This window comes from Variovorax gracilis (genome assembly GCF_030317115.1).
In the GTDB taxonomy this organism is placed as follows: Bacteria; Pseudomonadota; Gammaproteobacteria; order Burkholderiales; family Burkholderiaceae_C; genus Variovorax; species Variovorax gracilis.
On sequence record NZ_JASZYF010000027.1, the window covers coordinates 17,457 to 40,198 of the forward strand.

The window sequence follows — 22,742 nt, forward strand, 5'->3', positions numbered from 1 at the left end:
AAAAGGGGATGGGTTGAAGACTTAGGCGGCTGCTTGCAGGCGCACGCCCAGCAGCTCTTCGTAGATTTCGCAAATGCTGGTGGAGTCCTTGCCGCCGAGGCCCTTGGCGCGTGCGGCGTTGTAGGTCTGCTTGACCAACTGGCCCAGGGGCATCGGGTAGTTCGAGAACTCGTCGAGGCACAGGCCGATGTCCTTGTGCATCAGGTCGATGGCGAAGAACGCCGGCCGCTCCGCAGTGAACAGCGTCTTGTGGAACCAGTCGAGCATCTTGCTGCCCGCCATGCCAGCGGTCAGAACGTCACACAGCACTTCGAGATTCCCGCCAGCCTTGACACTTGCGGCAAGGACTTCACCGAGTGCAACGGTGTTGATGGCAACGATGAGGTTGTGGCTCAGCTTGGTCAGTTGGCCGGCGCCGATGGGGCCGCAATGAACGATGCGACCGGCCAGGTTGTTCAGCATCGGAGTTGCGCGCTCGAGAACGGCAGCATCGCCGCCGACCATCAGGACGAGCTTGCCGTTTGCCGCACCGGCCACACCGCCGCTGACCGGCGAGTCCAGAAACTCGACGCCCTTCGAGGCAGCAGCCTTGGCGAGTTCCTTCGTGGTTTCAGGGTCGACCGTGCTGAAGTCAACCAGGACAGCGCCCTTGTTGACGGAATTGAGCACGCCTTCAGGGCCAGTCACCGCAGCGCGAAGGATGGCCGGCGTGGGAAGGCTGAACATGACGGCGTCGGCGCCCTCCGCAGCAGCCTTCGGGTTTGAGGCGGCAGCGGCACCCTTCGAAACCAGCGCCTTGACTGCAGCGTCGTTTGGGTCAAATACGGTGACCTTGAAGCCTGCGGAGACCAGGCGGGAAGCCATTTCCGCGCCCATCTTGCCCACACCAATGAATGCAACGTTCTTCATAACTTTCAATCGCTCCTGTTTGGAATGAGTGAACTTTATGGAGAAGGGTCTCGAAAGATAAGACCACAGATGCTTACGGAGAACGTTAGCTTTTCTTTCCTATTGAACCGGCACGAGTAGCCGCCTGCAGCCCTGGCGCGCTATTTGCATGCAGCGAACCTTCGCCTATTTTTCCTTGGGGCAAACCCTAAGTAGCGGGTGCCATGGGCCTTGAGAGGCGTAAAACAACGTTAGTTTTTCTGTCGCCTTATGCTGAATCTCTCCCGGCTTCACCTTTTAAGCGAACTCGCCGTCCTGGGCACCATCGCCAAGGTCGCTGAAGCCGTAAACCTAACCCGCCCGGCTGTTTCCCAGCAGCTCGCCATCCTCGAACAAGAGACAGGAGCGGTGCTTTTCGAACGGTCCGGCCGCGGCGTCCGGCTAACTCTGGCCGGGGAGAGCCTTGTCGCTCGGTCGGCCAAGGTTTTGGACCTGGTTAACGAAATCGAAGCGGACTTGGCCTCCGCCAAGGGCGCGGTGGCCGGGGAAGTTCGAATTTCCGCGTTCGGGTCCGTTGCGACCACCTTCATCCCCGCGGTATTTGAAGACCTACTGCGTGAGTTCCCGCAATTGGACTTGCGTTTCGAAGAGCTAGAGCCTGGCGAAAGCCTGAAAGCTGCGGCAGCAAAACAGGTCGATTTGGCGTTGGTCGACGACTCGATTAGCGCAGAAGCGCTCTCGAGCATGCTGTACTTCCGACCTGTCTATGAAGACCACTTCTCAGTGGTGATGGCAGCCAATCACAGATTAGCCAAGGAAGCATCGATTCAGGTCTCGGAGTTGTCGTCTGAGAACTGGGCTATCAACAAGAACGCGCAGACCTACAAGGCGCAAATCGTCAACGCATGCCATGAGGCTGGCTACACGCCACGCGTCGTGGCCAGCTGCCGCAACATGGCGGCAACACTCGAGATGGTTCGCACTGGCTACGTGGTCACTGTTCTCCCTGCCTTGGCGCTCCGGGCGGCGGCAGCCGACCCAGCCTTCGCGGTGGTGCCGGTTGCACCACTGATGGTGCGCCGAATTTTTGTGGCGATGGTCCAAGGGACGTTCAGGCGACCAGCAATTGCCGCCGTACTGCGCGCGCTTGACGGCGTTGTTCCCAGGTTCGCGGGGACGACGCAATCGCTCAACTCCGAGGCGAGGGCCAAGCGCACCGAAGGCGTGCTCTCAGACTAGGTCGGCACGCTTCGGCGGCGGCAGCAGCGGCTGGCTCGCTACGGCTTCGCACAGGAGACTGTGACCGCCTTCGCGTTAGGGCGCTTGTAAGCCCCTTGGGCGTCGCTATGAGAATGTTTCGCGTGACGGGTGGGTCGAGCGGCGCGATGTACAGGCCGAGAATTCGGCCCATCTCGCGAAATCCGATGGCTGGCACACCGACACGAGCCCTGCGTTCGGGATGAGCTCAGCGTCGCGAGCATGGTCCGACACCGGCGGCGGCCCGGTGCGCTTATCGCGGCCCGCGCCGTCCGCCGCCCAACTTTTTCAAGCTTCGATGCGTGCGAGTGCCGCGCCTTCCATGAAGGTGTCGTCCAGCATGTCCAGGCTGCAATCCAGCAGCGTGGGCGAGACTTCACGTTCCAGCACATCGAACATGCCTTCCACGAAGTCCATGAGATGGTCGGATGCTGCGATGGCCTTGTCGACTTGGCCGTCGGCAACGGCCTCGATGACCGCAACATGGCCGTCGACCGTGTCGTTCAGGTTCACGCCCCGTCCGGTCTGGGTGTGATAGATCCAACCCAATCGCCTGAAGATGGTGTGAAGCGGACGCAGCGTGCTTTCCACGAAAGGCTCGCCAGCAGCCGCCATGAAGAGCTTGTCGATCCGCCGATCGACCAGGTTGAACTGGTCGAGGTTCAGCTCGCCGCGGCGCTCGATCAAATGGCGCTTGAGGTGCAGCATCTGGTTGCGCTGCGATGCACCTGATCGCTCAGTGGCCAGACGAATCACGAAACGCTCCATGTCACGCCGCAAGCGCAACAGCACACGGTCGCGCGTGAGGTCGACCGGCGCAATCTGCACACCATGGCGCGGCGCGACGATGAGCAAGGTGTCCGCCGCCAGCCGGTTGACAGCCTGGAGCACCGGCGTGCGGCCGAAGCCCGTCAACTTCTGCAGGTCGTGCGTTGCAAGGAAGCGGCCGGGCTTCAGTTCGCAACACACCAGCAATTCCTCGATGCGCTCATAGGACGCATCCGACAGGCTGACCGGCATGCGGCGGCGATGGGGCTCATGACTGGCGAGCTCTTCACTGGCAGCAATTCGGGGTTTCGCACTAGGGCGCTTGGGCGTTGCCATAAGGGTGGTTCCGACGCAGGAAGCGGCGACATGCCGCGACCTCTTCAAGGCGTCAAGCATATCGTGATATGCAATGAAATTCACTGATTTCAGGCCGGTTTCAGGTGTATTCATGGGGAAACCGCCTGGAATCAGTTCACCGCCTTGCGTCAGGGAAAACGCCTAAACATATCGTGAAATATCACAGTATTCTTCGACGAACGCACCACACACCAATACACACGCCCGATGTCCCACCCACTGTTCAACCTCTCCGGCCGCACGGCCCTGGTCACCGGTTCCTCGCGCGGACTGGGTCACGGAATTGCCGAAGCCCTGGCACAGGCCGGCGCACGCATCGTGCTCAACGGCGTCGACTTGGAGCGACTGGCGCAAAGCGCCGAATCGCTGCGCGGCAAGGGCCACCAAGTGGAGACGGCCCCCTTCGACGTGACCGACGACGCCGCCGTCTGCGCAGCCTTCGAACAACTCGACGCGCGCGCAATTGCGGTGGACATCCTGGTCAACAACGCCGGCATCCAGCTTCGCAAGCTCCTGGTCGATCTGTCGGTGGACGAGTGGGACAAGGTGCTGCGCACCAACCTCACCAGCGCCTTCCTGGTCGGCCGCGAAGCCGCCCGTCGCATGATCTCGCGCCAGTCCGGCGGCAAGGTCATCAATATCGGCTCGCTGACGAGCGAAGCCGCCCGCGCCACCGTGGCGCCATACACCGCGGCCAAGGGCGGCATCAAGATGCTCACGCGTGCCATGGCGGCCGAGTGGGCGCAGCACGGCATCCAGGCCAACGCCATCGGCCCGGGCTACATGGCGACCGAAATGAACACAGCCCTGCTGCAGAACCCCGAGTTCGATGCCTGGGTCAAGGCCCGCACCCCGGCGCGCCGCTGGGGCCGGCCCGATGAACTCGGCGGCACGGCCATCTACCTTGCATCCGCGGCCTCTGACTACGTCAATGGCCAGATCCTCTATGTCGACGGCGGCATGCTGGCCGTGCTCTGAAGCGCGTCCCCAGGCCCATTTCATCTTCTACACAAACGGAGACTCCCATGAAGCAGTTTCGCGTGGCGCTTGCCGCCATCCTCACCACGGCGGCCGTCATGCAGGCCCCTTTGGCAACGGCCGCGTCCGACTATCCCAACCATCCGATCGAGATGGTGGTGCCCTCCTCCGCCGGTGGCGGCACGGACGTCATGGCGCGCCTCTTCGCGGAAGTCTCCAAGAAGTACATCACCCAACCCATCGTGGTGAGCAACAAGCCAGGTGCGAGCGGCGGCATCGGCATGACCGAAGTCCAGCGCGCGGCGCCAGACGGCTACAAGGTCGGCGTGCTGATCTCCGAACTGGCGATCATTCCGCACCTGGCGATGACCAAGGTCACCACGAACGATTTCATCCCGCTGGCACGCCTGAACGGCGACCCGGGCCTGATCGCCGTGCGTGCCGATTCGCCATTCCAGTCCATCGACGACTTGTTGGCCCAGGCCAAAAAGACGCCCGGCAGCGTCACGATGGGCAACGCGGGCAGCGGAACAATCTGGCACCTCGCCGCGGCGGCGGTCGAGGAAAAGACCGGCGTCAAGTTCAACCATGTGCCCTACCAGGGCGCCGCGCCCAGCGTGATGGCGCTGGCCGGCGGCCATGTGGATGCCATCGCCGTCAGCCCGGCGGAGATCGGCTCCTTCGTCGCAGCGGGCAAGTTGCGCGTCCTGATCTCGATGGCGGACCGCCGCCTGCCGGCGCCTTACGACAAGGTGCCCACCTTCAAGGAGAAGGGAACGGACCTCGTCATCGGAACCTGGCGCGGGCTGGGCGTTCCCCTGAACACGCCGCCGGAAGTGGTGACCTACCTGCGCGAAGCCACCCGCAAGACGGCGCAAGACCCCGCCTTCAGCGAAGCCTTGCTCAAGGCCAACCTGCAGCCGGCCTACATGGACGGCGAGCAGTTCAAGACCTTCATGAACAGCCAGTCTGACTACTTCAAGAAGTTGCTCAGCGGCCTGACCATCCAGAAGTAAGGGCGTCATGGCCACCCTCATCACCGACGTCAAGGTCATCCTGACGGCGCCCGAAGGCATCAACCTGATCGTCGTCAAGGTCGAGACCAACCAGCCGGGTCTGTTCGGCCTGGGCTGCGCGACCTTCGCCTACCGCCACCGCGTGGTGCAGTGCCTGCTGGAGGAATACATTCGCCCGCTGCTCATCGGCCGCGATGCGACTGCGATCGAGGAACTCTGGCAACTGATGCACCAGAACGCCTACTGGCGCAACGGCCCCGTGGAGAACAACGCCATCTCCGGCGTCGACATGGCCCTGTGGGACATCAAGGGCAAGATGGCCGGCATGCCGCTGTACCAGCTGTTCGGCGGCAAGGTGCGCGAGGGCGTGCCGATCTATCGCCATGCCGACGGTAAGGACCTGAGCGAGCTGTGCGACAACATCGAGAAGTACCGCGCACAGGGCATCACGCACGTGCGCTGCCAGAGCGGCGGCTATGGTGGCGGTGGGTTTGGGGCGGCGCCATCCAGCGCGCCAGCAGGTTCGGCCGACGGCGTCTACCTCGACAGCCGCAAGTACATGCGCGACACGCTCAAGCTCTTCGAAGGCATCCGCAGCAAGGTCGGCTTCGACGTGCAGCTGTGCCATGACGTGCACGAGCGCCTGCAGCCAATCGACGCGATCCGCTTTGCCTGCGAGATGGAGCAGTTCGACCTGTTCTTCCTCGAAGATGCGATTCCGCTAGAAGAGGGCAAATGGCTGCGCCAGCTGCGCGAGAAGACGAAGATCCCGCTGGCGCAGGGCGAGCTGTTCAACAACCCGAGCGAGTGGAAGACGCTGATCAGCGAGCAGCTGATCGACTACATCCGCGTGCACCTGAGCCAGATCGGCGGCATCACGCCGGGGCGCAAGCTCCAGATCTTTGCCGAGCAGTTCGGCGTACGCACCGCCTGGCACGGCCCCGGCGACATGTCGCCGATGGCGCATGCGGCCAACATCCACATCGACCTGGCGGCGCGCAATTTCGGCGTGCAGGAGTGGTCGGGCACCGAGCCGCCCAACTTCGTCATCCAGGACCTCAAAGGCCCGCGCGATGCACTGCTCGAGGTATTCCCTGGCCTGCCTGAATTCCGCCAAGGCTACGTGTATGCCAACGACAAGCCGGGCTTGGGGGTCGACATCGACGAACGTGCTGCCGCGAAGTACCCCTGCGAGAACGCCGTGACGAAGTGGACCCAGACGCGCCTCGCGGACGGCACGCTGCAAACGCCCTGAAGGCACGCCCATGAAGATCACCCGCCTGACCACCTACCGCGTCGCGCCGCGCTGGATGTTCCTCAAGATCGAAACCGACGAGGGCATCACCGGCTGGGGCGAACCCGTCATCGAAGGCCGTGCGCGCACCGTCGAGACGGCAGTTCAGGAGTTTGGCGAGACGCTGATCGGCAAGGACCCGCAGCGCATCAACGACCTGTGGCAGACCATGTACCGCAGCAACTTCTACCGCGGTGGTGCCATCCTGATGAGCGCCATCGCAGGGATCGACCAGGCGCTGTGGGACATCAAGGGCAAGGCGCTGGGCGTACCGGTGTACGAGCTGCTCGGCGGCAAGGTGCGCGACCGAATGAAGGTCTACAGCTGGGTCGGCGGCGACCGCCCGGGCGACATCGTCAACGACATGCAGCGCCTGTTCGAAGGCGGCATCGACACCTTCAAGCTCAATGGCTGTGAAGAGATGGGCTTGCTCGACTCGCCGCGTGCGGTCGATGAAGCCGTGGCAAAGATTGCCGCTGTGCGCGATGCACTCGGCATGAGCGTGAGCTTCGGCCTGGATTTCCATGGTCGCGTGTCCGCGCCGATGGCCAAGACTTTGCTCGCAGCTCTGGAGCCCTATCGGCCGCTCTTTGTAGAAGAGCCGGTGCTGGCCGAACAGGCCGAGCACTACCCCCGCCTCGCGGCCGCAACTTCTATCCCCTTGGCGGCCGGCGAGCGCATGTATTCGCGCTTCGAGTTCAAGCGCGTGCTGCAGGAAGGCGGCATTGCCATCCTGCAGCCCGATCTCTCGCACGCCGGCGGCATCACGGAGTGCCACAAGATCGCTTCGATGGCGGAAGCCTACGACGTGGCGTTTGCACCGCACTGCCCACTCGGCCCGGTCGCCCTCGCCGCCTGCCTGCAGATCGACTTCGTCGCGCACAACGCGGTGCTGCAGGAACAGAGCATGGGCATCCACTACAACCGCGGCGCCGAACTGCTGGACTACGTCATCAACAAGGACGACTTCCGCATCGACGAAGGCCACATCCGCGCACTTCCCAAGCCGGGGTTGGGCGTGGAGATCGACGAGGAGCGGGTGATCCACGCCAGCCAGAACCCGCCCGATTGGCACAACCCGGTCTGGCGCCACGCCGATGGCAGCGTCGCCGAGTGGTGAGCCCTCTTCGCCCCCAACCTGAAACACCACCCAACCCAAGCCGAGACACACCATGAATATCCAACGCAATTCTTTCAAGGCCGTGCGCCGCCTCGCCATCACCGCCGTCGCTGCATTGGCGATGGGTGCCACCGGCGCCTTCGCCGAGGTCAAGGCCAAGCTCGGCCAGGCCATGCCCGACAGCCATCCGCAATCGGTCGCGATGAAGAAGTTCGCCGAACTCGCGAGTACCTACACCAATGGCAACGTCAAGATCCAGACTTACTCCAGCGGCGTACTGGGCAGTGACGAGAAGGAACTGCAGGCGGTACAGGCCGGCACGCAGGAGTTCTACATCGGCACGCTCGCGCCGCTGTCCACACGTGTCAAGGAAGTGCAAATCTGGGACTTGCCCTTCATGTTCCAGAACGAACGCGAGGTGTACGCGCTGCTCGACGGCGCTTCGTCCAAGAAGATCTTCCAGAAGCTCGAACCGACCGGGCTGGTGGGCCTGACCTGGACCGGCATGGGTTTTCGCAACCTGTCCAACAGCAAGCACAGCGTCGCCAAGCTGGAAGACGTCAACGGCCTGAAGATCCGCGTGATGGCCAACCCCGTCGCACTGGACACCTGGAAGACCATTGGCGCCAACGCCGTGCCGATGGCCTTTGCCGAGGTCTTCCCGGCCCTTGAAATCAAGGCGCTCGACGGCCAGGAGAACCCGCTGCTGCACATGTACGCCAACAAGATGCAGGAAGTGCAGAAGTACATCTCGGTGACCAACCACGTCTACACGCCGTCGGCGCTGGTGGCGTCCAAGAAGTTCTGGGAAACCCTCTCGCCCGCCGACAAGGCCGGCGTGCAGAAGGCTGCCGTCGAAGCCGGCCTCTACCAGCGCCAGTTGCTGGACCAGGGCAACGCAGACGTCATAGCCAAGTTCAAGGCTGACGGCGTGACGGTCAACACAGTGAGCCCGGCTGAACTCGCGCGCATCCAGGACAAGGTCAAGCCGGTGGTCGCGAAGTTCTCGCCCATCATCGGCGACGAGTTCGTCAAGGGCTTCTACGACGAGATTGCCAAGGCGCGCACGGCGAGCAAGTAGTCCGGCCGCCTGATACGCGCCTGCATATTGCCGGCGGCTGCGACTGCCTCGCCGGCCGGCCACCCGTTCTCACCCACCCCATCGGGATTCCTATGACTAAGCCCCTTAAAGCCTTGGCAGACGCACTGACGCGCGCGCTGGAGGTCGTCATGGTCCTATGCATGATCGTGATGCTCGTGATGGTGTTCGGCAATGTCGTGCTCCGGCTGTTCTTCAACACCGGCATCGACCTGTCAGAAGAGATACCGCGCTACGCCTTCGTGTGGATGACCTTCCTGGGGGCGATCGTCGGCATGCGGCGCCGGGCGCACCTGGGGGTGGACATGCTGGTGCAGGCGCTGCCGGTGTTCGGCCGGCGCGTGTGCTGGGGCATCAGCCAGGCAATCATGCTGGTGTGCTGCATCTACATCGTCTACGGCACCTGGTTGCAGCACGACATCATCAAGGAGACCGCCTCGCCGGTGGCCCAGATCAGCACGCTGTGGGTGTTCGGCGTGAGCTACCTCACCGGCACGGCGATCGGCCTGATCTGCCTGTCCAATCTCGTCCGCCTGTTCGCCGGAAAGGTGTCTGACGACGAGCTGATCGACGTGCACGAAGAGGGCATGGCCGAGGCACTCGAGACCGAGCACGAGATGGAAGAACAACGCGCCCGTATCGAAGGAGGGCGCAAGCCATGACCATCTTCGTTTTCGTTGGATCCCTACTGGCCCTCATGGCGCTGGGCATGCCGGTCGCTTTCGCCCTGATCGGATGTGGCCTCTCGATGATGTTCTACCTGGGCGTCACCGATCCTCAGATCGTGATCCAGAACATGTGGGACGGCGCCAACAGCTTTCCGCTGCTGGCGGTGCCCTTCTTCATGCTGGCCGGCGAGTTCATGAACGCCGGTGGCATGACGCGCCGCATCATCACGATGGCGATGTCCTGGGTCGGTCACATCCGCGGCGGCCTGGGCTACGTGGCGGTGGTAGCGGCCGTCATCATGGCCTCGCTCTCCGGCTCGGCGGTGGCCGACACGGCCGCGCTCGCCGCGGTGCTGGTGCCGATGATGCGCAACGCCGGCTACGACGTGAACCGCTCCTGCGGCCTGATAGCCTGCGGCGGCATCATCGCGCCGGTGATCCCGCCCTCGATCGGCATGATCCTGTACGGCGTGACAGGCGGGGTGTCGATCACCAAGCTCTTCATTGCCGGCATCGTGCCGGGCGTGATGATGGGCCTGGCGATCATGGTGGCGTGGCGCTGGTCGATCCAGCGCGACAAGGTCAAGGGCGAACCCAAGCGAAGCATGGCTGAGCGGCGCACCGCCACGCGCGAATCCTTGTGGGCGCTGGTGCTGCCGATCGTCATCGTCGGCGGCCTCAAGCTCGGCTGGTTCACGCCGACCGAGGCGGCGGTGATCGCGGCCGTGTACTCGCTCATCGTCGGGCTGGTGGTATATCGCGAGATCAAGCCAAGCCAGCTCTTCCACCTGTTCTACCGGGCGGCCGAGACCACAGCGGTGATCATGTTCCTGGTGTCGGCCGCGGGCGTTTCGGCCTGGCTGATCACCACCGCGAACATCCCGCAGCAACTGGCCGACCTGGTCGAGCCGCTCATGGGCAACAAGATGCTGCTCACCTTCGCGCTGATGATGCTGGTGCTGCTGGTGGGCACCGCGCTGGACTTCACGCCCACGGTGCTGATCATGACGCCGGTGCTGATGCCGGTGCTCAAGCAGGCCGGCATCGACCCGGTGTATTTCGGCGTGCTGTTCATCATGAACAACGCCATCGGCCTGGTGACGCCGCCGGTGGGGACGGTGCTGAACGTGGTGTGCGGGATCGCCAAGATCCCGATGAGCGGCGCGATCAAGGGCGTGATGCCCTTCATGATCGCGCAGACGTTGGTAATGCTGCTGCTTGTGGTGTTCCCGGAGATCGTGATGTGGCCGCTTCGAATGATGACCCGATGAGGAGTTGAGATGGAAGCCCTTGTAATCCACGCCCCCGGCGACCTGCGCGTTGAGGAATTTCCCACGGACGAACTCGGCCCCGGACAGTTGCGCGTGCGCGTGCGCTGTGGCGGCATCTGCGGATCCGACTTGCACTACTACCAGCACGGCGGCTTCGGCACCGTTCGCATCCAGCAACCGATGGTGCTTGGCCACGAGGTGGCCGGCGTCATCGAAGCCGTGGGCGAAGGCGTGACGGCCTATGCGCCCGGCGAGCGCATCGCGGTGAGCCCCAGCCGGCCCTGTGGCCTGTGCCGCTTCTGCCAGGAAGGTCTGCAGAACCATTGCCTGGACATGCGCTACTACGGCAGCGCCATGCGGAACCCGCACGTGCAGGGTGCTTTCCGCCAACAGATAGTGGTGGACGCCTACCAGGCGCACCGGCTGGCCGACCACCTCACCGACCAGGAAGGCGCGATGGCCGAGCCGCTGTCGGTGGCGCTGCACGGAATCAACCGTGCCGGGCCGCTACTGGGCAAGAAGGTGCTGGTCACCGGCTGCGGGCCGATCGGCGCGCTCGCCATCATCGCGGCGCGGCGCGCCGGCGCGGGGCATATCGTGGCGACCGACATGGGCGCTCATCCCTTGAGTAAGGCGCTTAAGGTCGGCGCCGACGAGGTCGTCAACATTGCCGAAGAACCGGATGGCTTGGCGCGATTTGCGGTGGACAAGGGTCAGTTCGACGTGCTGTTCGAAGCCAGCGGCAACGAGCGCGCATTGCGCGGCGCCTTCGAGGTGCTGCGACCGCGCGGCATCATCGTGCAGCTGGGCCTGTCGGGGGGCGAGATGACGCTGCCGATCAATGCCATCGTGGCCAAGGAGTTTGACCTGCGTGGCGTGTTCCGCTTCCACCAGGAATTTGCTACGGCGGTGGAGCTGCTCAACAAGCGCCTGGTCGACGTGAAGCCGCTGATTTCGGCCACCGTTTCCTACCGCGACTCGGCCCGCGCCTTTGCGCTGGCTGCGGACCGCTCGCAGGCGATGAAGGTGCTGTTGAGTTTCGATTGAGGGGCAAGGTAGCTCGACCAATCAACCCGCCGCCCGCGGGTTGGACGGCGCACTTCGCATTCGCGAGGCTTGACGCAATGCCAGTTCCCGAAACCGAAGCACCGCCGGATTGTGCGTGTCGTCGCGCGTGGCCATCGCCAATGAAATGCCTGCTGATGCCGGGAGCCCCGAAACCGGCCGGAACACCACGTCGCGCGCTGCCAATCGCGCACTGACCGAGGGAACCAGCGCCACCCCCATGCCGCTTTGGACCAGGCTGATCACGGTTTGCACCTGGGTCGCTTCCTGCGAAATGCGCGGTGTCAGCCCGGCTTGCTGGAAAACCAGCATCACCATGGCGTGCAAGCCGGGGACCTGCGTCGAGGCGTAGTCCACATGTGCCGACCCGTGAGGCAGCCATTAGGAAATCTGCATGGCTCTCGCGTTCAAACGGTATTTCTCCTGTAACTGGCATCTCTCGATACTCAGGGTGCCTCTCGATGGCACGACATTCCTCCAAAGGAGACAAGCATGAACATGAGCCGCCGGCAGTTCGCCGGATACCTGGGCATTTCGGCGGTTGCGCTGAATTCTGGTTTCGCACTGGCCCAAGACAAGACACTGCGTGTCCTGGTGGGCTATGCGGCAGGTGGCGCCGCGGACAACGTGGCGCGCATCGTGGCCGAAGGCATGCGCGACAGCGGGTACACCACGATCGTGGAGAACAAGGCCGGCGCCGCCGGCCGTCTAGCCACCGAGGCATTGGTTGCCGCGCCTGCCGACGGCACGACGCTCCTCCTGACGCCCATGGGCAACCTGACCCTCTACCCGCACGTCTTCAAGTCCTTGCGTTATGACCCACTTAAGCAGTTTGCCGGCGTGGGCACTGCCTGCACCATGAGCTTTGCACTGGCGGTGGGCGCCAACAGTCCTGCGAAGACGCTGGGCGAATTCCTGGACATGGCGCGCAAGGACAACGCGCTGGCCGCGTATGGCACGCCGGGCGCCGGCACCGCCATGCACTTCATCGGGCAGCTGCTGGCCAAGAGCGCCAAGCTTCCGCTGACCCACGTGGCCTACAAGGGTGGCTCCGCCGCGGTGACCGATGCCATCGGTGGCACGCTGCCGGCCGTCATCACCACGCTCCCGAATCTGCTGCCGATGCATCGCAGCGGCAAGCTGCGCATCCTGGCGATCTCCGATGAAACACAGCTTGCCGCACTGCCGGGTGTGCCGACTTTCAAGTCGCTCGGCTACCCCGACCTGGGGGTGACCGAGACCTTCGCCTTCTTCGCGCACAGCGGCACGCCGGCGCCGGTGATCGCACGGCTGAACCAAAGCATCACCCAGGCGGTGAAGTCCGAGAAGGTCGCTTCCCTGCTGCAGAAGCAGGAATACCTGCCCAAGGCGTCGACGCCCGAAGCGCTGGACAAACAACTGCGTGAGGAATACGCCCGCTGGAGCGCCGTCGCGAAGGCGGCAGGCTACACGCCGGAAGACTGAGCCTGCCACTGCAACATCGAACGCAAGAGGACCTATGCCCCGTCGCAACGTCATCGTGATCATGTCGGACGAACATGATCCCCGCATCATGAGATGCGCTGGCCACCCCATCGCGAAGACCCCGAACCTGGACGCCCTTGCGGCCCGCGGCACGCGCTTCGCCAACGCGTACACGCCGAGCCCCATCTGCGTGCCCGCCCGCGCCGCCTTCGCCACTGGCCTGCGTGTCCATCAGACCCGCCACTGGGACAACGCGATGCCCTACGTTGGCGACCCGCGCGGCTGGGGACACGTGCTGCAGCGCGAAGGCATTCGCGTCGAGAGCATCGGCAAGTTGCACTACCGTGCCGAGGAAGACCCGGCGGGCTTCGACAAAGAGCACATTCCCATGCACGTGGTCGGCGGGCACGGCATGGTGTGGGCGTCGATCCGAGATCCGTACGTGTCCAGCCCTTCGGATAAGCGCATGCTCGGCGAGCGCGTCGGGGCCGGCGAGTCTCCCTATACCGACTACGACCGCGAAGTCACGGCGCGCGCGGTGGACTGGATCCGCGACGCAGGGACACGAGTCGACGAGTCGTTCGTCCTGTACGTCGGGCTTGTTGCTCCGCACTTCCCGCTGATTGCACCGCAGGAATTCTTCTCGCTCTATCCGCTGGAGGGCTTGCCTACGCCCAAGCTGCACCCGAGCGACGGTTACGAGCGCCATCCGTGGGTGCAGGCCTATGCCGACTTCATGAAGAACGAGGAGCAGTTCAAGAGCCCTCAGGAGCGCCTGGAGGCCTTCGCCGCCTACTACGGCCTGTGCAGCTTTCTGGATTACAACGTCGGCCAGATCACGCTGGCGCTGCGCGACGCAGGACTCGAAGGCGAGACGACGGTTGTCTACACCTCGGACCATGGCGACAACCTCGGGACGCGGGGGCTATGGGGAAAATCCACCCTTTACCAGGAAAGCGTCTGCGTGCCGATGATCGTGGCGGGCCCTGGCATCGAGCCCGGCGTGTGCCGGACGCCGGTGGACCTGCTCGACCTATATCCGACCATCTTGCAGGGCGTTGGCCTCGACCCTGCGCCCGACATGGCCGATCGCCCAGGCCAGTCGCTGTATGAGTTGGCAGCCGCGACCGACCGGCCGGAGCGCGTCGTGTTCAGCGAATACCACGCAGCGGGCAGCAACACCGCCGGCTTCATGGTCCGCAAAGGCCGCTGGAAGTTTCACTACTACGTGCGATTCCGCCCCGAGCTGTTCGACCTGGACGCCGACCCCGAAGAGCTGTGCGATCTGGCCAGCGACCCGCGCCATGCCGCAGTGGTAGCGGAGATGGAAGCCGAGTTGCGGTGCATCTGCGATCCCGAGGCCGTCGATGCCTTGGCCAAGAGCGACCAGCGCGCCATGATCGAGCGACTGGGCGGCGTTCAGGCGGCGGCAACGATGGGCGCAGGGGGTGCCACCCCGGTGCCGAAGGGGACTCCGAGTAAATCGACCCCGCCACTGGCGGCCAAGGCAGCCTGAAGGGCGAACGCGTTGATGTGACGCTCAGGACGCGCGATGTGGACGGGGTTTGGGGCCCTCCGTGCGCCGCCCGACTCCGCTAGAGTGCGCGCATGACGCCCCGTCAGCTCAAGTACTTCATCGAGATCGCACGCACAGGCAGCATCACGACGGCCGCAAGCACGCTGCACATCGCCCAGCCCGCGCTGAGCCACCATCTCGCGGCCATGGAGGAAGAACTGGGAGTCTCCCTGCTCAAACGCCATGCGCGTGGTGTCCAACTGACCGTTGAAGGGCAGCGCCTCCTGGACCGCGCAGCCGCCATCCTGCGCCAAATGGATCGCCTGCGCGATGACGTGCGCGATGCTTCTACCTCGCCACGCGGCGTTGTCAACCTGTGCATCGTAGGCTCGGTGGCGCCGTTGCTGGCGATTCCACTGTTCAAGCTCCTGGAGGAGCGCGTGCCGGAGGTGCAGCTGCAGCTCAGCACGGGCATGTCGCGCGAGGCCCAGGCACTGGTGGAGGCGCGCCGGGTGGAGCTGGCGTTGCTGCCCACAGCCTTTGAGCTCACCCGACTTCAGACTGTCGCGGTCTTCGAGGAGCGCTTCTGCCTTTTCGGTCATCGCAAGCTCTTGAAGGGGCGCGCGGCCACCATTGCCTTTCGCGACATCGGCGACCGGCCGCTGGTGGCGCCGGACCGTGACCACGACATGCGAAAGCTGATGGAGCGGACGGCTCTTGCACAAAACTGCGTGCTCAACGTGCGCTACGAAATCAACAACTCGGAGCTCTTGCGCGCCATGGTCCGCGAAGGTATGGCTTTTGCCGTCATGCCACGCAATGCCTTTCCCCTGGCCGACCAGGAGGAGGTGGTCGCGCGGGACATCGTCGAGCCGGCAATGGAGCGCACGCAATCGATCGTCTCCCTGATCGACCATCCGTTGACGCCAGCGGGTGAAGCGGTGCGCCAGGGGCTGCTCGATCTGGTCAAGGCCATGGTGAACGACGGCACGCTCAAGGCCCGGCTGCTCACATAAGCTTTCCCTCATGGCAGCGCGACCCAATCAGTATTTCTCGCGCCGGTGTTGCGTCACTACAGTCTCCGTATTACCCGGCCACACCCGTGGCGGCATCGACTTGAAGGAGACACCATGCTGGACGTCGTTCGTGGCACTGCGAATCTGGACCACATTGAAGGCGCGCTGAATTCGGCGCTGGCGCCCGGTCAGAACGTTCGAGATCCTGCGACGGCGCAGGCGCACGCCGGCGACTGGAGCGAGGCCCCACGCACCACCCCGGGGCTTGTGGCGTATCCGCGCACGCCGAACGAGGTGGCGGCCGTGCTGAAGATCTGTTCGGAGCATGGCCAGCGCCTGGTCGTGCAGGGAGGCCTCACCGGCCTGGCCGGCGGCGCGACGCCGATGACCTCGGAAATCGTCCTGTCGCTCGCCCGGCTGAATGCCATCGAGGATCTGGACACCGTGGGCGGCACCGTGCTGGTCCAGGCCGGCGCCATCCTGGAAGAACTGGCCAACCACGTGGAAGCCGCCGGCTGGTACTTTCCGCTCGACCTGGGCGCACGCGGCTCTTGCCAGGTCGGCGGGAACGCGGCCACCAACGCCGGTGGCAACCGCGTGATCCGCTTTGGCACCATGCGCGAACTGGTCCTGGGTCTGGAAGTGGCGTTGCCGGACGGCCGACTGCTCACCATGCTCAATCGCGTCACCAAGAACACCACCGGCATCGATCTCAAGCATCTGTTCATCGGCGCCGAAGGCACGCTCGGGGTCATCACCCGGCTGGTGCTGAAGTTGTCGCCGCTGCCAACCGCCTCCACTACCGCACTGTGCGCACTGCCGTCTTTCGACGCGGCCACGCGGCTCGTTCGCGACCTGCGACGCTCGCTGCCGAGCCTTTCGGCCTTCGAAGTGATGTGGGCCGACTACCTGGAAACCGGCGCGGAAGTCTGTGGGCTGCGCTTGCCCTTTGATGACGCACATCCGGTCTATGTACTGCTGGAGACGCTTGGCACGGACGAGCATGCCGAGCAAACCGCCTTGGAGACGAACCTGGAGGCCGCGCTGGAATCAGGCGTCGTGGCCGACGTGATCATTGCGAAATCGCTGGACGATGCAAAGCGCCTGTGGGCCTATCGTGAATCCATCGGCGAGCTGCTGGGGCGGCTCAAGCCTTTCGCCGCATTCGACGTGGGCATCCCGATGCCTGCCATGGACGCTTTCGTCGAATCCGTGGGCGCCGAACTCGAACGCCTCTTTCCGAATCAGCGGCACCTTTTCTTCGGGCACATCGGCGACGGAAACCTGCATGTGCTTTCGGGCCCGCACGAATCACCCACGAGCCTGCACGAAGTTGAAAGGGTGGTCTACGCCGCGACCGGGCGCGCGGGTGGATCGATCTCGGCGGAGCACGGCATCGGGGTGGTGAAGAAGGATTTCCTGCACTTCAGTCGTTCCAAGGAAGAGCTGGACCTGATGCGAGCCATCAAGTCGATGCTAGATCCCCGTGGCATCCTCAATGTGGGACGCGTCTTCCCGGAAGTTGACGAATGATGCCGAAGGATAAATCTCGCCGTTGCGCACTGCCTGATGCACGCAGAAAGTCAACGTCGCGCTTCAGCTAAAAGACAGTTGCAGTCATTCGTCCCTCACATGCGAAGGACCGAGTTGGGCACGATGCAGCGGTTCCGTCCTGCCCTCGCCATCGGCTGCTATCGCTGCGATGCAGCCTTACCTAGGGTCTACACGGCGAACCTGGTCGCAGCCCAGGGTATCGTTGTCTCCGCACGACCTAGGCGTCCGCCCGCAGACTAGATGCTGGCCAAGTCTTGCGCGGCAGCACTGGCGGTGGTCATGTTGATACTCCGAGTTCGGCAATGCGTCGAACCATCTCTGGCCAGATCTCTCTGGGCATGGAATGTCCCATGTCCTCGACCAGCCATAGCTCGGAGTTCCTGATCTGTTGTTGCATGTGTCGAGCCTGCTCCGGAGCAAACACCGGGTCGGCGCTTCCATGAATGATCAAGGTGGGGCAGGTAATTGCCTTCTGCGCTTCAAACAGGTCCGGCGACACTCCCACGGCCAAGATCGCACGGCCCATGCCCTCGGGGCGATACGAGCGGTCGAACGCGTAGGCGATGCGCGCGCGAACCCACGCTTCGTCGAAGTAGAACCGGTCTGCCCACATCCACCGCCAGTCGGCTACGCCCTGCTCGATGGCAGCACTGCGGTCTCGGCGCACGGTCATCTGCAGCAATGCGCCAAGCCGCTCCTTTCCTGCCTGCCGATCTTCAACTTGGCCCCCGCTTCCGCTCATCACGACCGTGAGGCTTCGCACGCGCTTGGGATGCCGGAGGGCCACCCAACGAGCAACAAACCCGCCGAGCGATGCACCAGCGACATCGACACGCTCAACCTTCAAGTCATCCAGAACGGCAGCGACGTCGTCGGCCATGTCTGGCAGGGTGTAGGGGCAGGACACAGGCACGCCTGCCCGCGCGGCAGCCAGCGTCGCCAGGACGTCGACGCACGGATAGTCTGGCATCGGAACCGAGAGACCGCAGTCCCGATTGTCCATGAGGATCACGCGATACCCCGCGCGAACAAATTGCTCGCATTGCTCATCCGGGTATTCCACGCTGCCGATCTGCTCGCCCATCCCGGCGATCAGCACGATGGGCTGGCCTTCCAGGGGGCCTCTTGTCTCGTAGTGGATTGCGCATCCCTTGTTCATGACGTAGGTCATCGAGTCTCCTTGTCGTTGGTTTTTCCGATGAGACTTGGTCTTCAGAACTTAAGCTTAGCCTTGAGCGCAGCCGTGTTCGAGTGGAACTGATCTGTTGCGTTGTGAGTGCTTGACTTAAGGGGCCACCGCGGCGCCTTCGACGCCGTTTCGTTTCAATGCTTCATGGACGAAGCCTGATGCCTTCGCATGCGCAATAAAACCTGCGAGCAAAAAGGAGGCGAGCGAGCCACGGCCTTTGGCCGATCCCATCGCTTGCTCGATGACCATGAAGCGCTCCGGCAACAGTCGCAACCCTCCAATCCGCAGCGCATCGGCTTCCAACTGCTGCTTTACGCCGGCCGCTACTTCCAAATTGGCATGGATGAACGTGTCGACGACAGCGGGCGAGGTCGGCGCGCGGACGATCTCGGCTTCGTGAAGGGAACGCGTCAGGAATAGGTCGTAAGCGCTTCCTTTACCGACGCCGACGCGAACGCCCGGGCGGTCCACTTCCGCACTGGCTCGGATCGGCGACGCATTGCGGACCAAGTAGCAACCTTCAATGAGAACGTACGGCGGTGTGAACTCAATGCCCTTTCCACGAATCGGATCGATCGCAAAAAAACCGACATCTGCCTGTTCGCTCGCAACGGCGTCTACCGCCTTGCCGGCGCCGTCCAAGACGATGAGCTCAAGTGGCACTCCCAGCTGGCAGGCAAGCGCGCGGGCGAGATCTACGGAGACGCCAGTCGGCCCCTGACCTTCGTTCTGTCGAGCGAGGATGGGATTGCCGAGGTTGATCGTTGCCCGAAGCACGCCTTTTGGCGCCAGGGCTTCGACGTCATGGGGGGAGTAGCTCACGGGCACTTCCTCAATTGGCGAGCGATGCATCGAAGGGCACGAACACTTGACCCTCCATCAGGCGACGAGCGCTTCGGCTCATGAGCGCCGTGTTGACCGTCCAGGTCCCGTCGCTTTCTGAAGCATTCGCACCCACGGTCATGGTTCCGGATGGGTGACCAAACCGGATCTCGTCGTGCCGGCCACCGCCGAGGACGCGCGACACCAGCGTGCCTGGGATCGCGGCTGCCACTGCGATCGCGACGGCGCCGGTGCCGGTCATTGCGTGGTGCAGCTTGCCCATCGAGAGGATGCGGGCAGACAGGCTCATGTCTTCAGGTCGGATCTGCTTGCCACTTGACGCGACATATTCCGTTGGCGACGCGACAAACGCTAGCTTCGGTGTATGGGGGCGCTTCTCGGTGGCTTCGGCTGCGGTCTTCGCAAGACCCATCGCAACGGTTGCGTGGGCGCGGATGGCTTCGCAGCGCGCGAGCAGCGCGGCATCCGAGTTGAACTCAGGCTGAAGCTCGGCTCCCTTAAGTCCCAAGGTCGCCGCATCGACGAAGATGGTGGGATTGCCAGCGTTGATGAGGGTGGCTTCAACAACGCCGATGCCGGGCACATCGATGACGTCGATCATGCGACCGCTCGGAAACATGGACCCGCCTTCGCCGTCCTCATCCGCTCCCGGATCGAGGAACTCGAGCTTGATCTCGGCTGCGGGGAAAGTCACGCCGTCGAGTTCGAAGTCCCCGGTCTCCAGGACTTCGCCGCCGCGCATCGGGACGTGGGCAACGATCTTCTTCTGGATGTTGGCCTGCCAGATGCGGACCGTGGCGATGCCATCGCTCGGCGCTTTCACCAATCCGCGTTCTATCGCAAACGGACCAACGGCGGATGTGAGGTTGCCGCAGTTGCCGCTCCAGTCCACGACAGGCGACTCGATGGCGACTGCGCCAAACAGATAGTCGACATCACAGTCGTCGCGCGTGCTGGGTCCGACGATCACTACTTTGCTGGTGCTGGAGGTAGCGCCGCCCATGCCGTCAATTTGCTTGCCGTACGGGTCGGGACTGCCAGTCACTCGCAGCATCAATGCATCGCGGACATTGCCGGGCTCGCGCGCGGCTACCGGCAGATCGTCGAGGGCGAAGAAGACGCCCTTGCTCGTACCACCGCGCATGTGCGTAGCGCGGATACCAATTTGGGAAGATTTCGTGCTCATGGAGTTCCTTTGGGATGAGAGGTGAACGCTATGCAGACGGGACTGCCGGTGGTGGCCAGTTGCGTGGCCTTCAAATTTCCCGCGTCGACGTGGACGATCGAGTCGGCGTCTTCGTTCGCAACAACGACTGAATCGCACTCGGGAAGGATGGTGATGAAGCGAGGGACCTCGCCCTGAACGTTGGTCCAGGCAGGCGACGAGAGGGTGCCTCTTTCGCGGTCAATGTCGAATCGCACAGCGCTCCCGTGCCCTCGATTCGTGACGTACAAAAAACTTTCGTCCGGGGAGAGTGCAATGCCAGCGCCAGTGTTCTCTCCGGTGAACCAATCGGGAACGCTGCTTGTTCGCTGGACGGCACGCAATGATCCGCTCGTCGCATCGAAGCGCACAGCAAGCACCTGGCTGGAAAGCTCCAGCACAAGCCAGGCGCGGCTTCCGTCCGCACTGAAGGCCATGTGCCTCGGCCCGCTCATAGGCGCGGTACTGAACGTTGACACCAAGCGCAATTCGCCACAGTGCTCGTCGATGGCCACGGTGTGCACCGCATCGCCGCCTTTGTCTGGAACGAGAAGCCAATGGCCTGAAGGATCCAGCAGAACCTGATGAGGATGCGCACCGCGCTGCTGGGTTCTATGAGGACCAGGACGGTTTGGCAGGGCCAGCACGTGCGCCGCGTTCCCCAGCGAGCCATCGTCGTTCACGGGTAGCGACACCAGGTTGCCCGAGGCGTAATTCGCAACCAGGAGCCAGCGACGGCTGGCGCTGAGTGCGAGATGGACCGGATTGGTCCCCTGAGTGGGGCGTGAACCAAGAGGGGCGAGCTCACCGCTGGTCTCGATACGAAAAGTGCTCAGCGCTGATCCATCGCCGTGCACGCAGTGCAGGGCTTGCCGGAACTCGTCGATCAGCAGGTACGAAGGATTCTCGCCAGCAGCCACGGTGTGCAGATGGGTCCACGTCCCAGCGGCCGTCACGTCGAACACGCCAATGCCGCGACCTCTCGCTTGTCGGGCAGTCGTGGTTCGGCAGCCGATGAAAGCGCGAAAGGCGCGATCGGGTTTGCTTGAGCGGGGGTTTGTCTCCATCTCTTGACCGTTTGTTAGATTGAATTATATGATCACTTTCGACAGTACGCAATTTTCGACGCATCCCCTTTCAATTCATCTGGAGACAACCCCATGCCCATTTCTCGCCGTTCCCTTTTGCAGGCCAGTGCGGTCGCCCTTCTCATCAGCGCGGTTAGCCGTCTGACCTTCGCCCAAGACAAATTTCCGTCGAAGCCGATCACCCTGATCGTTCCTCAGCCTGCGGGTGGGGATGCAGACGTGGTGTGCCGCAGCCTCCAGACCAAGATGCAGGAAGTGCTCGGCCAGCCGGTGGTGATCGATAACCGCGGCGGCGCCGGTGGAAACATCGGGACAGCGGTGGGCGCGAAAGCGCCCCCGGACGGCTATACGGTCACATTCGTGAATCAGGGGACCATGGCGCTGAACCCAACGCTCTATCCCAATCCCGGCTTCAAGGTAGAGAACTTCGCTCCCGTCACCTGGTTGACGTCCATCGACCTGGTCATCGTCGCGCACCCCTCCGTGCCAGCCAACAACCTCAAGGAATTCCTCGATCTGGCTCGGAAGGAGTCTGGCAAGTACACCTACGGAACGGCCGGCAATGGGAGTGCCAATCACCTGGCTGGCGAAATGCTCAAGGCGATGGCCAAGGTCGACATCACGCACGTGCCCTACAAGGGTGGCGGCCCCGCCATCATTGCGCTGCTGGGCGGAGAGATCAGCGCGGTGGTGGCTTTTCCGCTGGCGGCGTTGCCCCACATCAAAGCCGGCAAACTAAAGGCGCTCGCCGTCACCGGCAAGAAGCGCTCGAAGACGTTGCCGGATGTACCGACGGTGGCCGAAAGTGGAGTGACCGGCTATGAGTTTGTGTCCTGGATGGGCCTGGCGGTGCCAAAAGGAACGCCCGAGGCCGCCATCCAGAAAGTTCATTCGGCGGCCGCAGCGGCATTGAAGGACAAGGGCGTCGCGGAGCGGCTGTCGGCCGGCATGACCGAGCCGGTTGGTGCGGGGCCGAAGGAGTTCGGGGAGTTGATCTCGCGTGAAGGCGAACGCTGGTCAAAGATGATCAAGCAGTTCGGCATGAAGATTGACTGAACTCCTATGCACCGGACCTGTCGCTGCCTCT

Annotated in this window: 21 protein-coding genes; 14 read left to right on the forward strand and 7 right to left on the reverse strand. The window is 63.4% G+C overall.

Going from position 1 to position 22,742, the window contains the following annotated elements; genetic code table 11:
* Positions 1–21 precede the first annotated feature (21 nt).
* A complete protein-coding gene (locus tag QTH97_RS29720) occupies positions 22–909 on the reverse strand; it encodes an NAD(P)-dependent oxidoreductase (RefSeq protein WP_286572177.1) in 888 nt (295 codons plus the stop codon).
* A 249-nt stretch (positions 910–1,158) separates the two neighbouring features.
* On the opposite strand from QTH97_RS29720, the gene QTH97_RS29725 reads away from it, so the two are divergent.
* Entirely contained in the window at positions 1,159–2,127 is a 969-nt protein-coding gene (locus tag QTH97_RS29725) for a LysR family transcriptional regulator (RefSeq protein WP_286572179.1), read from the forward strand.
* A 306-nt stretch (positions 2,128–2,433) separates the two neighbouring features.
* Here the strand turns inward: QTH97_RS29725 and QTH97_RS29730 are convergent, their stop codons facing one another.
* Positions 2,434–3,165 carry a GntR family transcriptional regulator gene (locus QTH97_RS29730; protein WP_286572181.1) on the reverse strand — a complete coding sequence of 244 codons (732 nt, stop codon included), beginning with the start codon at positions 3,163–3,165 and terminating at the stop codon, positions 2,434–2,436.
* Positions 3,166–3,477: 312 nt separating this feature from the next.
* Between QTH97_RS29730 and QTH97_RS29735 the strand changes: the two genes are divergently transcribed.
* The 8 genes from QTH97_RS29735 to QTH97_RS29770 all read left to right on the forward strand — a co-directional run bounded on the left by QTH97_RS29735 (position 3,478) and on the right by QTH97_RS29770 (position 11,763).
* Positions 3,478–4,248: an SDR family oxidoreductase gene (locus QTH97_RS29735; protein ID WP_286572182.1), complete on the forward strand. Its 771-nt coding sequence runs from the start codon at positions 3,478–3,480 to the stop codon at positions 4,246–4,248.
* A gap of 47 nt (positions 4,249–4,295) precedes the next feature.
* On the forward strand, positions 4,296–5,264 hold the full coding sequence (locus QTH97_RS29740; protein WP_286572183.1) for a tripartite tricarboxylate transporter substrate binding protein: 969 nt from the start codon (positions 4,296–4,298) through the stop codon (positions 5,262–5,264).
* Between the two features lie 7 nt (positions 5,265–5,271).
* Entirely contained in the window at positions 5,272–6,519 is a 1,248-nt protein-coding gene (locus QTH97_RS29745; RefSeq protein WP_286572184.1) for an enolase C-terminal domain-like protein, read from the forward strand.
* 10 nt (positions 6,520–6,529) lie between these two features.
* On the forward strand, positions 6,530–7,678 hold the full coding sequence (dgoD, locus tag QTH97_RS29750; RefSeq protein ID WP_286572185.1) for a galactonate dehydratase: 1,149 nt from the start codon (positions 6,530–6,532) through the stop codon (positions 7,676–7,678).
* Between the two features lie 52 nt (positions 7,679–7,730).
* Positions 7,731–8,759: a TRAP transporter substrate-binding protein gene (locus QTH97_RS29755; protein WP_286572186.1), complete on the forward strand. Its 1,029-nt coding sequence runs from the start codon at positions 7,731–7,733 to the stop codon at positions 8,757–8,759.
* 92 nt (positions 8,760–8,851) lie between these two features.
* Positions 8,852–9,439, forward strand: coding sequence for a TRAP transporter small permease (locus tag QTH97_RS29760; protein ID WP_286572187.1), 588 nt, complete (start codon positions 8,852–8,854; stop codon positions 9,437–9,439).
* Positions 9,436–10,716 (forward strand): TRAP transporter large permease, encoded by a 1,281-nt coding sequence (locus QTH97_RS29765; protein WP_286572188.1) that lies wholly within the window; start codon positions 9,436–9,438, stop codon positions 10,714–10,716. The genes QTH97_RS29760 and QTH97_RS29765 overlap by 4 nt, the downstream gene beginning before the upstream one ends.
* Before the next feature lie 9 nt (positions 10,717–10,725).
* Positions 10,726–11,763, forward strand: a complete 1,038-nt coding sequence (locus QTH97_RS29770; protein WP_286572189.1) for an L-idonate 5-dehydrogenase — start codon at positions 10,726–10,728, stop codon at positions 11,761–11,763.
* 21 nt (positions 11,764–11,784) lie between these two features.
* Here QTH97_RS29770 and QTH97_RS29775 read toward each other — a convergent pair whose 3' ends face one another.
* Entirely contained in the window at positions 11,785–12,099 is a 315-nt protein-coding gene (locus QTH97_RS29775) for a LysR substrate-binding domain-containing protein (protein WP_286572190.1), read from the reverse strand.
* 174 nt (positions 12,100–12,273) lie between these two features.
* Here QTH97_RS29775 and QTH97_RS29780 point away from each other — a divergent pair, with 174 nt between their 5' ends.
* The 4 genes from QTH97_RS29780 to QTH97_RS29795 all read left to right on the forward strand — a co-directional run bounded on the left by QTH97_RS29780 (position 12,274) and on the right by QTH97_RS29795 (position 17,310).
* Positions 12,274–13,245, forward strand: coding sequence for a Bug family tripartite tricarboxylate transporter substrate binding protein (locus QTH97_RS29780; protein WP_286572191.1), 972 nt, complete (start codon positions 12,274–12,276; stop codon positions 13,243–13,245).
* A 34-nt stretch (positions 13,246–13,279) separates the two neighbouring features.
* On the forward strand, positions 13,280–14,761 hold the full coding sequence (locus QTH97_RS29785) for a sulfatase family protein (protein WP_286572192.1): 1,482 nt from the start codon (positions 13,280–13,282) through the stop codon (positions 14,759–14,761).
* Positions 14,762–14,853: 92 nt separating this feature from the next.
* The gene (locus tag QTH97_RS29790; RefSeq protein WP_286572193.1) at positions 14,854–15,777 is read left to right on the forward strand and encodes a LysR family transcriptional regulator; all 924 of its coding nucleotides are present in this window, start codon (positions 14,854–14,856) and stop codon (positions 15,775–15,777) included.
* A gap of 48 nt (positions 15,778–15,825) precedes the next feature.
* The gene (locus tag QTH97_RS29795) at positions 15,826–17,310 is read left to right on the forward strand and encodes an FAD-binding oxidoreductase (RefSeq protein WP_286572194.1); all 1,485 of its coding nucleotides are present in this window, start codon (positions 15,826–15,828) and stop codon (positions 17,308–17,310) included.
* A 298-nt stretch (positions 17,311–17,608) separates the two neighbouring features.
* Here QTH97_RS29795 and QTH97_RS29800 read toward each other — a convergent pair whose 3' ends face one another.
* The 4 genes from QTH97_RS29800 to QTH97_RS29815 form a co-directional block, all read right to left on the reverse strand.
* Positions 17,609–18,502: an alpha/beta fold hydrolase gene (locus QTH97_RS29800; RefSeq protein ID WP_286572195.1), complete on the reverse strand. Its 894-nt coding sequence runs from the start codon at positions 18,500–18,502 to the stop codon at positions 17,609–17,611.
* A gap of 114 nt (positions 18,503–18,616) precedes the next feature.
* Entirely contained in the window at positions 18,617–19,372 is a 756-nt protein-coding gene (locus QTH97_RS29805) for an ABC transporter substrate-binding protein (protein ID WP_286572196.1), read from the reverse strand.
* Entirely contained in the window at positions 19,353–20,549 is a 1,197-nt protein-coding gene (gene prpF, locus QTH97_RS29810; protein WP_286572230.1) for a 2-methylaconitate cis-trans isomerase PrpF, read from the reverse strand. Before prpF ends, QTH97_RS29805 begins: the two co-directional genes overlap by 20 nt.
* Positions 20,546–21,532 (reverse strand): lactonase family protein, encoded by a 987-nt coding sequence (locus QTH97_RS29815; protein ID WP_286572197.1) that lies wholly within the window; start codon positions 21,530–21,532, stop codon positions 20,546–20,548. Before QTH97_RS29815 ends, prpF begins: the two co-directional genes overlap by 4 nt.
* 195 nt (positions 21,533–21,727) lie before the next feature.
* On the opposite strand from QTH97_RS29815, the gene QTH97_RS29820 reads away from it, so the two are divergent.
* A complete protein-coding gene (locus QTH97_RS29820) occupies positions 21,728–22,711 on the forward strand; it encodes a Bug family tripartite tricarboxylate transporter substrate binding protein (protein ID WP_286572198.1) in 984 nt (327 codons plus the stop codon).
* Positions 22,712–22,742 lie beyond the last annotated feature (31 nt).

Coding starts and splice junctions, on each gene's coding strand:
- QTH97_RS29720 (WP_286572177.1), bottom strand. CDS start 909: ATGAAGAACGTTGCATTCATTGGTGTGGGCAAGATGGGCGCGGAAATG.
- QTH97_RS29725 (WP_286572179.1), top strand. CDS start 1,159: ATGCTGAATCTCTCCCGGCTTCACCTTTTAAGCGAACTCGCCGTCCTG.
- QTH97_RS29730 (WP_286572181.1), bottom strand. CDS start 3,165: ATGCCGGTCAGCCTGTCGGATGCGTCCTATGAGCGCATCGAGGAATTG.
- QTH97_RS29735 (WP_286572182.1), top strand. CDS start 3,478: ATGTCCCACCCACTGTTCAACCTCTCCGGCCGCACGGCCCTGGTCACC.
- QTH97_RS29740 (WP_286572183.1), top strand. CDS start 4,296: ATGAAGCAGTTTCGCGTGGCGCTTGCCGCCATCCTCACCACGGCGGCC.
- QTH97_RS29745 (WP_286572184.1), top strand. CDS start 5,272: ATGGCCACCCTCATCACCGACGTCAAGGTCATCCTGACGGCGCCCGAA.
- dgoD (WP_286572185.1), top strand. CDS start 6,530: ATGAAGATCACCCGCCTGACCACCTACCGCGTCGCGCCGCGCTGGATG.
- QTH97_RS29755 (WP_286572186.1), top strand. CDS start 7,731: ATGAATATCCAACGCAATTCTTTCAAGGCCGTGCGCCGCCTCGCCATC.
- QTH97_RS29760 (WP_286572187.1), top strand. CDS start 8,852: ATGACTAAGCCCCTTAAAGCCTTGGCAGACGCACTGACGCGCGCGCTG.
- QTH97_RS29765 (WP_286572188.1), top strand. CDS start 9,436: ATGACCATCTTCGTTTTCGTTGGATCCCTACTGGCCCTCATGGCGCTG.
- QTH97_RS29770 (WP_286572189.1), top strand. CDS start 10,726: ATGGAAGCCCTTGTAATCCACGCCCCCGGCGACCTGCGCGTTGAGGAA.
- QTH97_RS29775 (WP_286572190.1), bottom strand. CDS start 12,099: ATGGTGATGCTGGTTTTCCAGCAAGCCGGGCTGACACCGCGCATTTCG.
- QTH97_RS29780 (WP_286572191.1), top strand. CDS start 12,274: ATGAACATGAGCCGCCGGCAGTTCGCCGGATACCTGGGCATTTCGGCG.
- QTH97_RS29785 (WP_286572192.1), top strand. CDS start 13,280: ATGCCCCGTCGCAACGTCATCGTGATCATGTCGGACGAACATGATCCC.
- QTH97_RS29790 (WP_286572193.1), top strand. CDS start 14,854: ATGACGCCCCGTCAGCTCAAGTACTTCATCGAGATCGCACGCACAGGC.
- QTH97_RS29800 (WP_286572195.1), bottom strand. CDS start 18,502: ATGACCTACGTCATGAACAAGGGATGCGCAATCCACTACGAGACAAGA.
- QTH97_RS29805 (WP_286572196.1), bottom strand. CDS start 19,372: ATGCATCGCTCGCCAATTGAGGAAGTGCCCGTGAGCTACTCCCCCCAT.
- prpF (WP_286572230.1), bottom strand. CDS start 20,549: ATGAGCACGAAATCTTCCCAAATTGGTATCCGCGCTACGCACATGCGC.
- QTH97_RS29820 (WP_286572198.1), top strand. CDS start 21,728: ATGCCCATTTCTCGCCGTTCCCTTTTGCAGGCCAGTGCGGTCGCCCTT.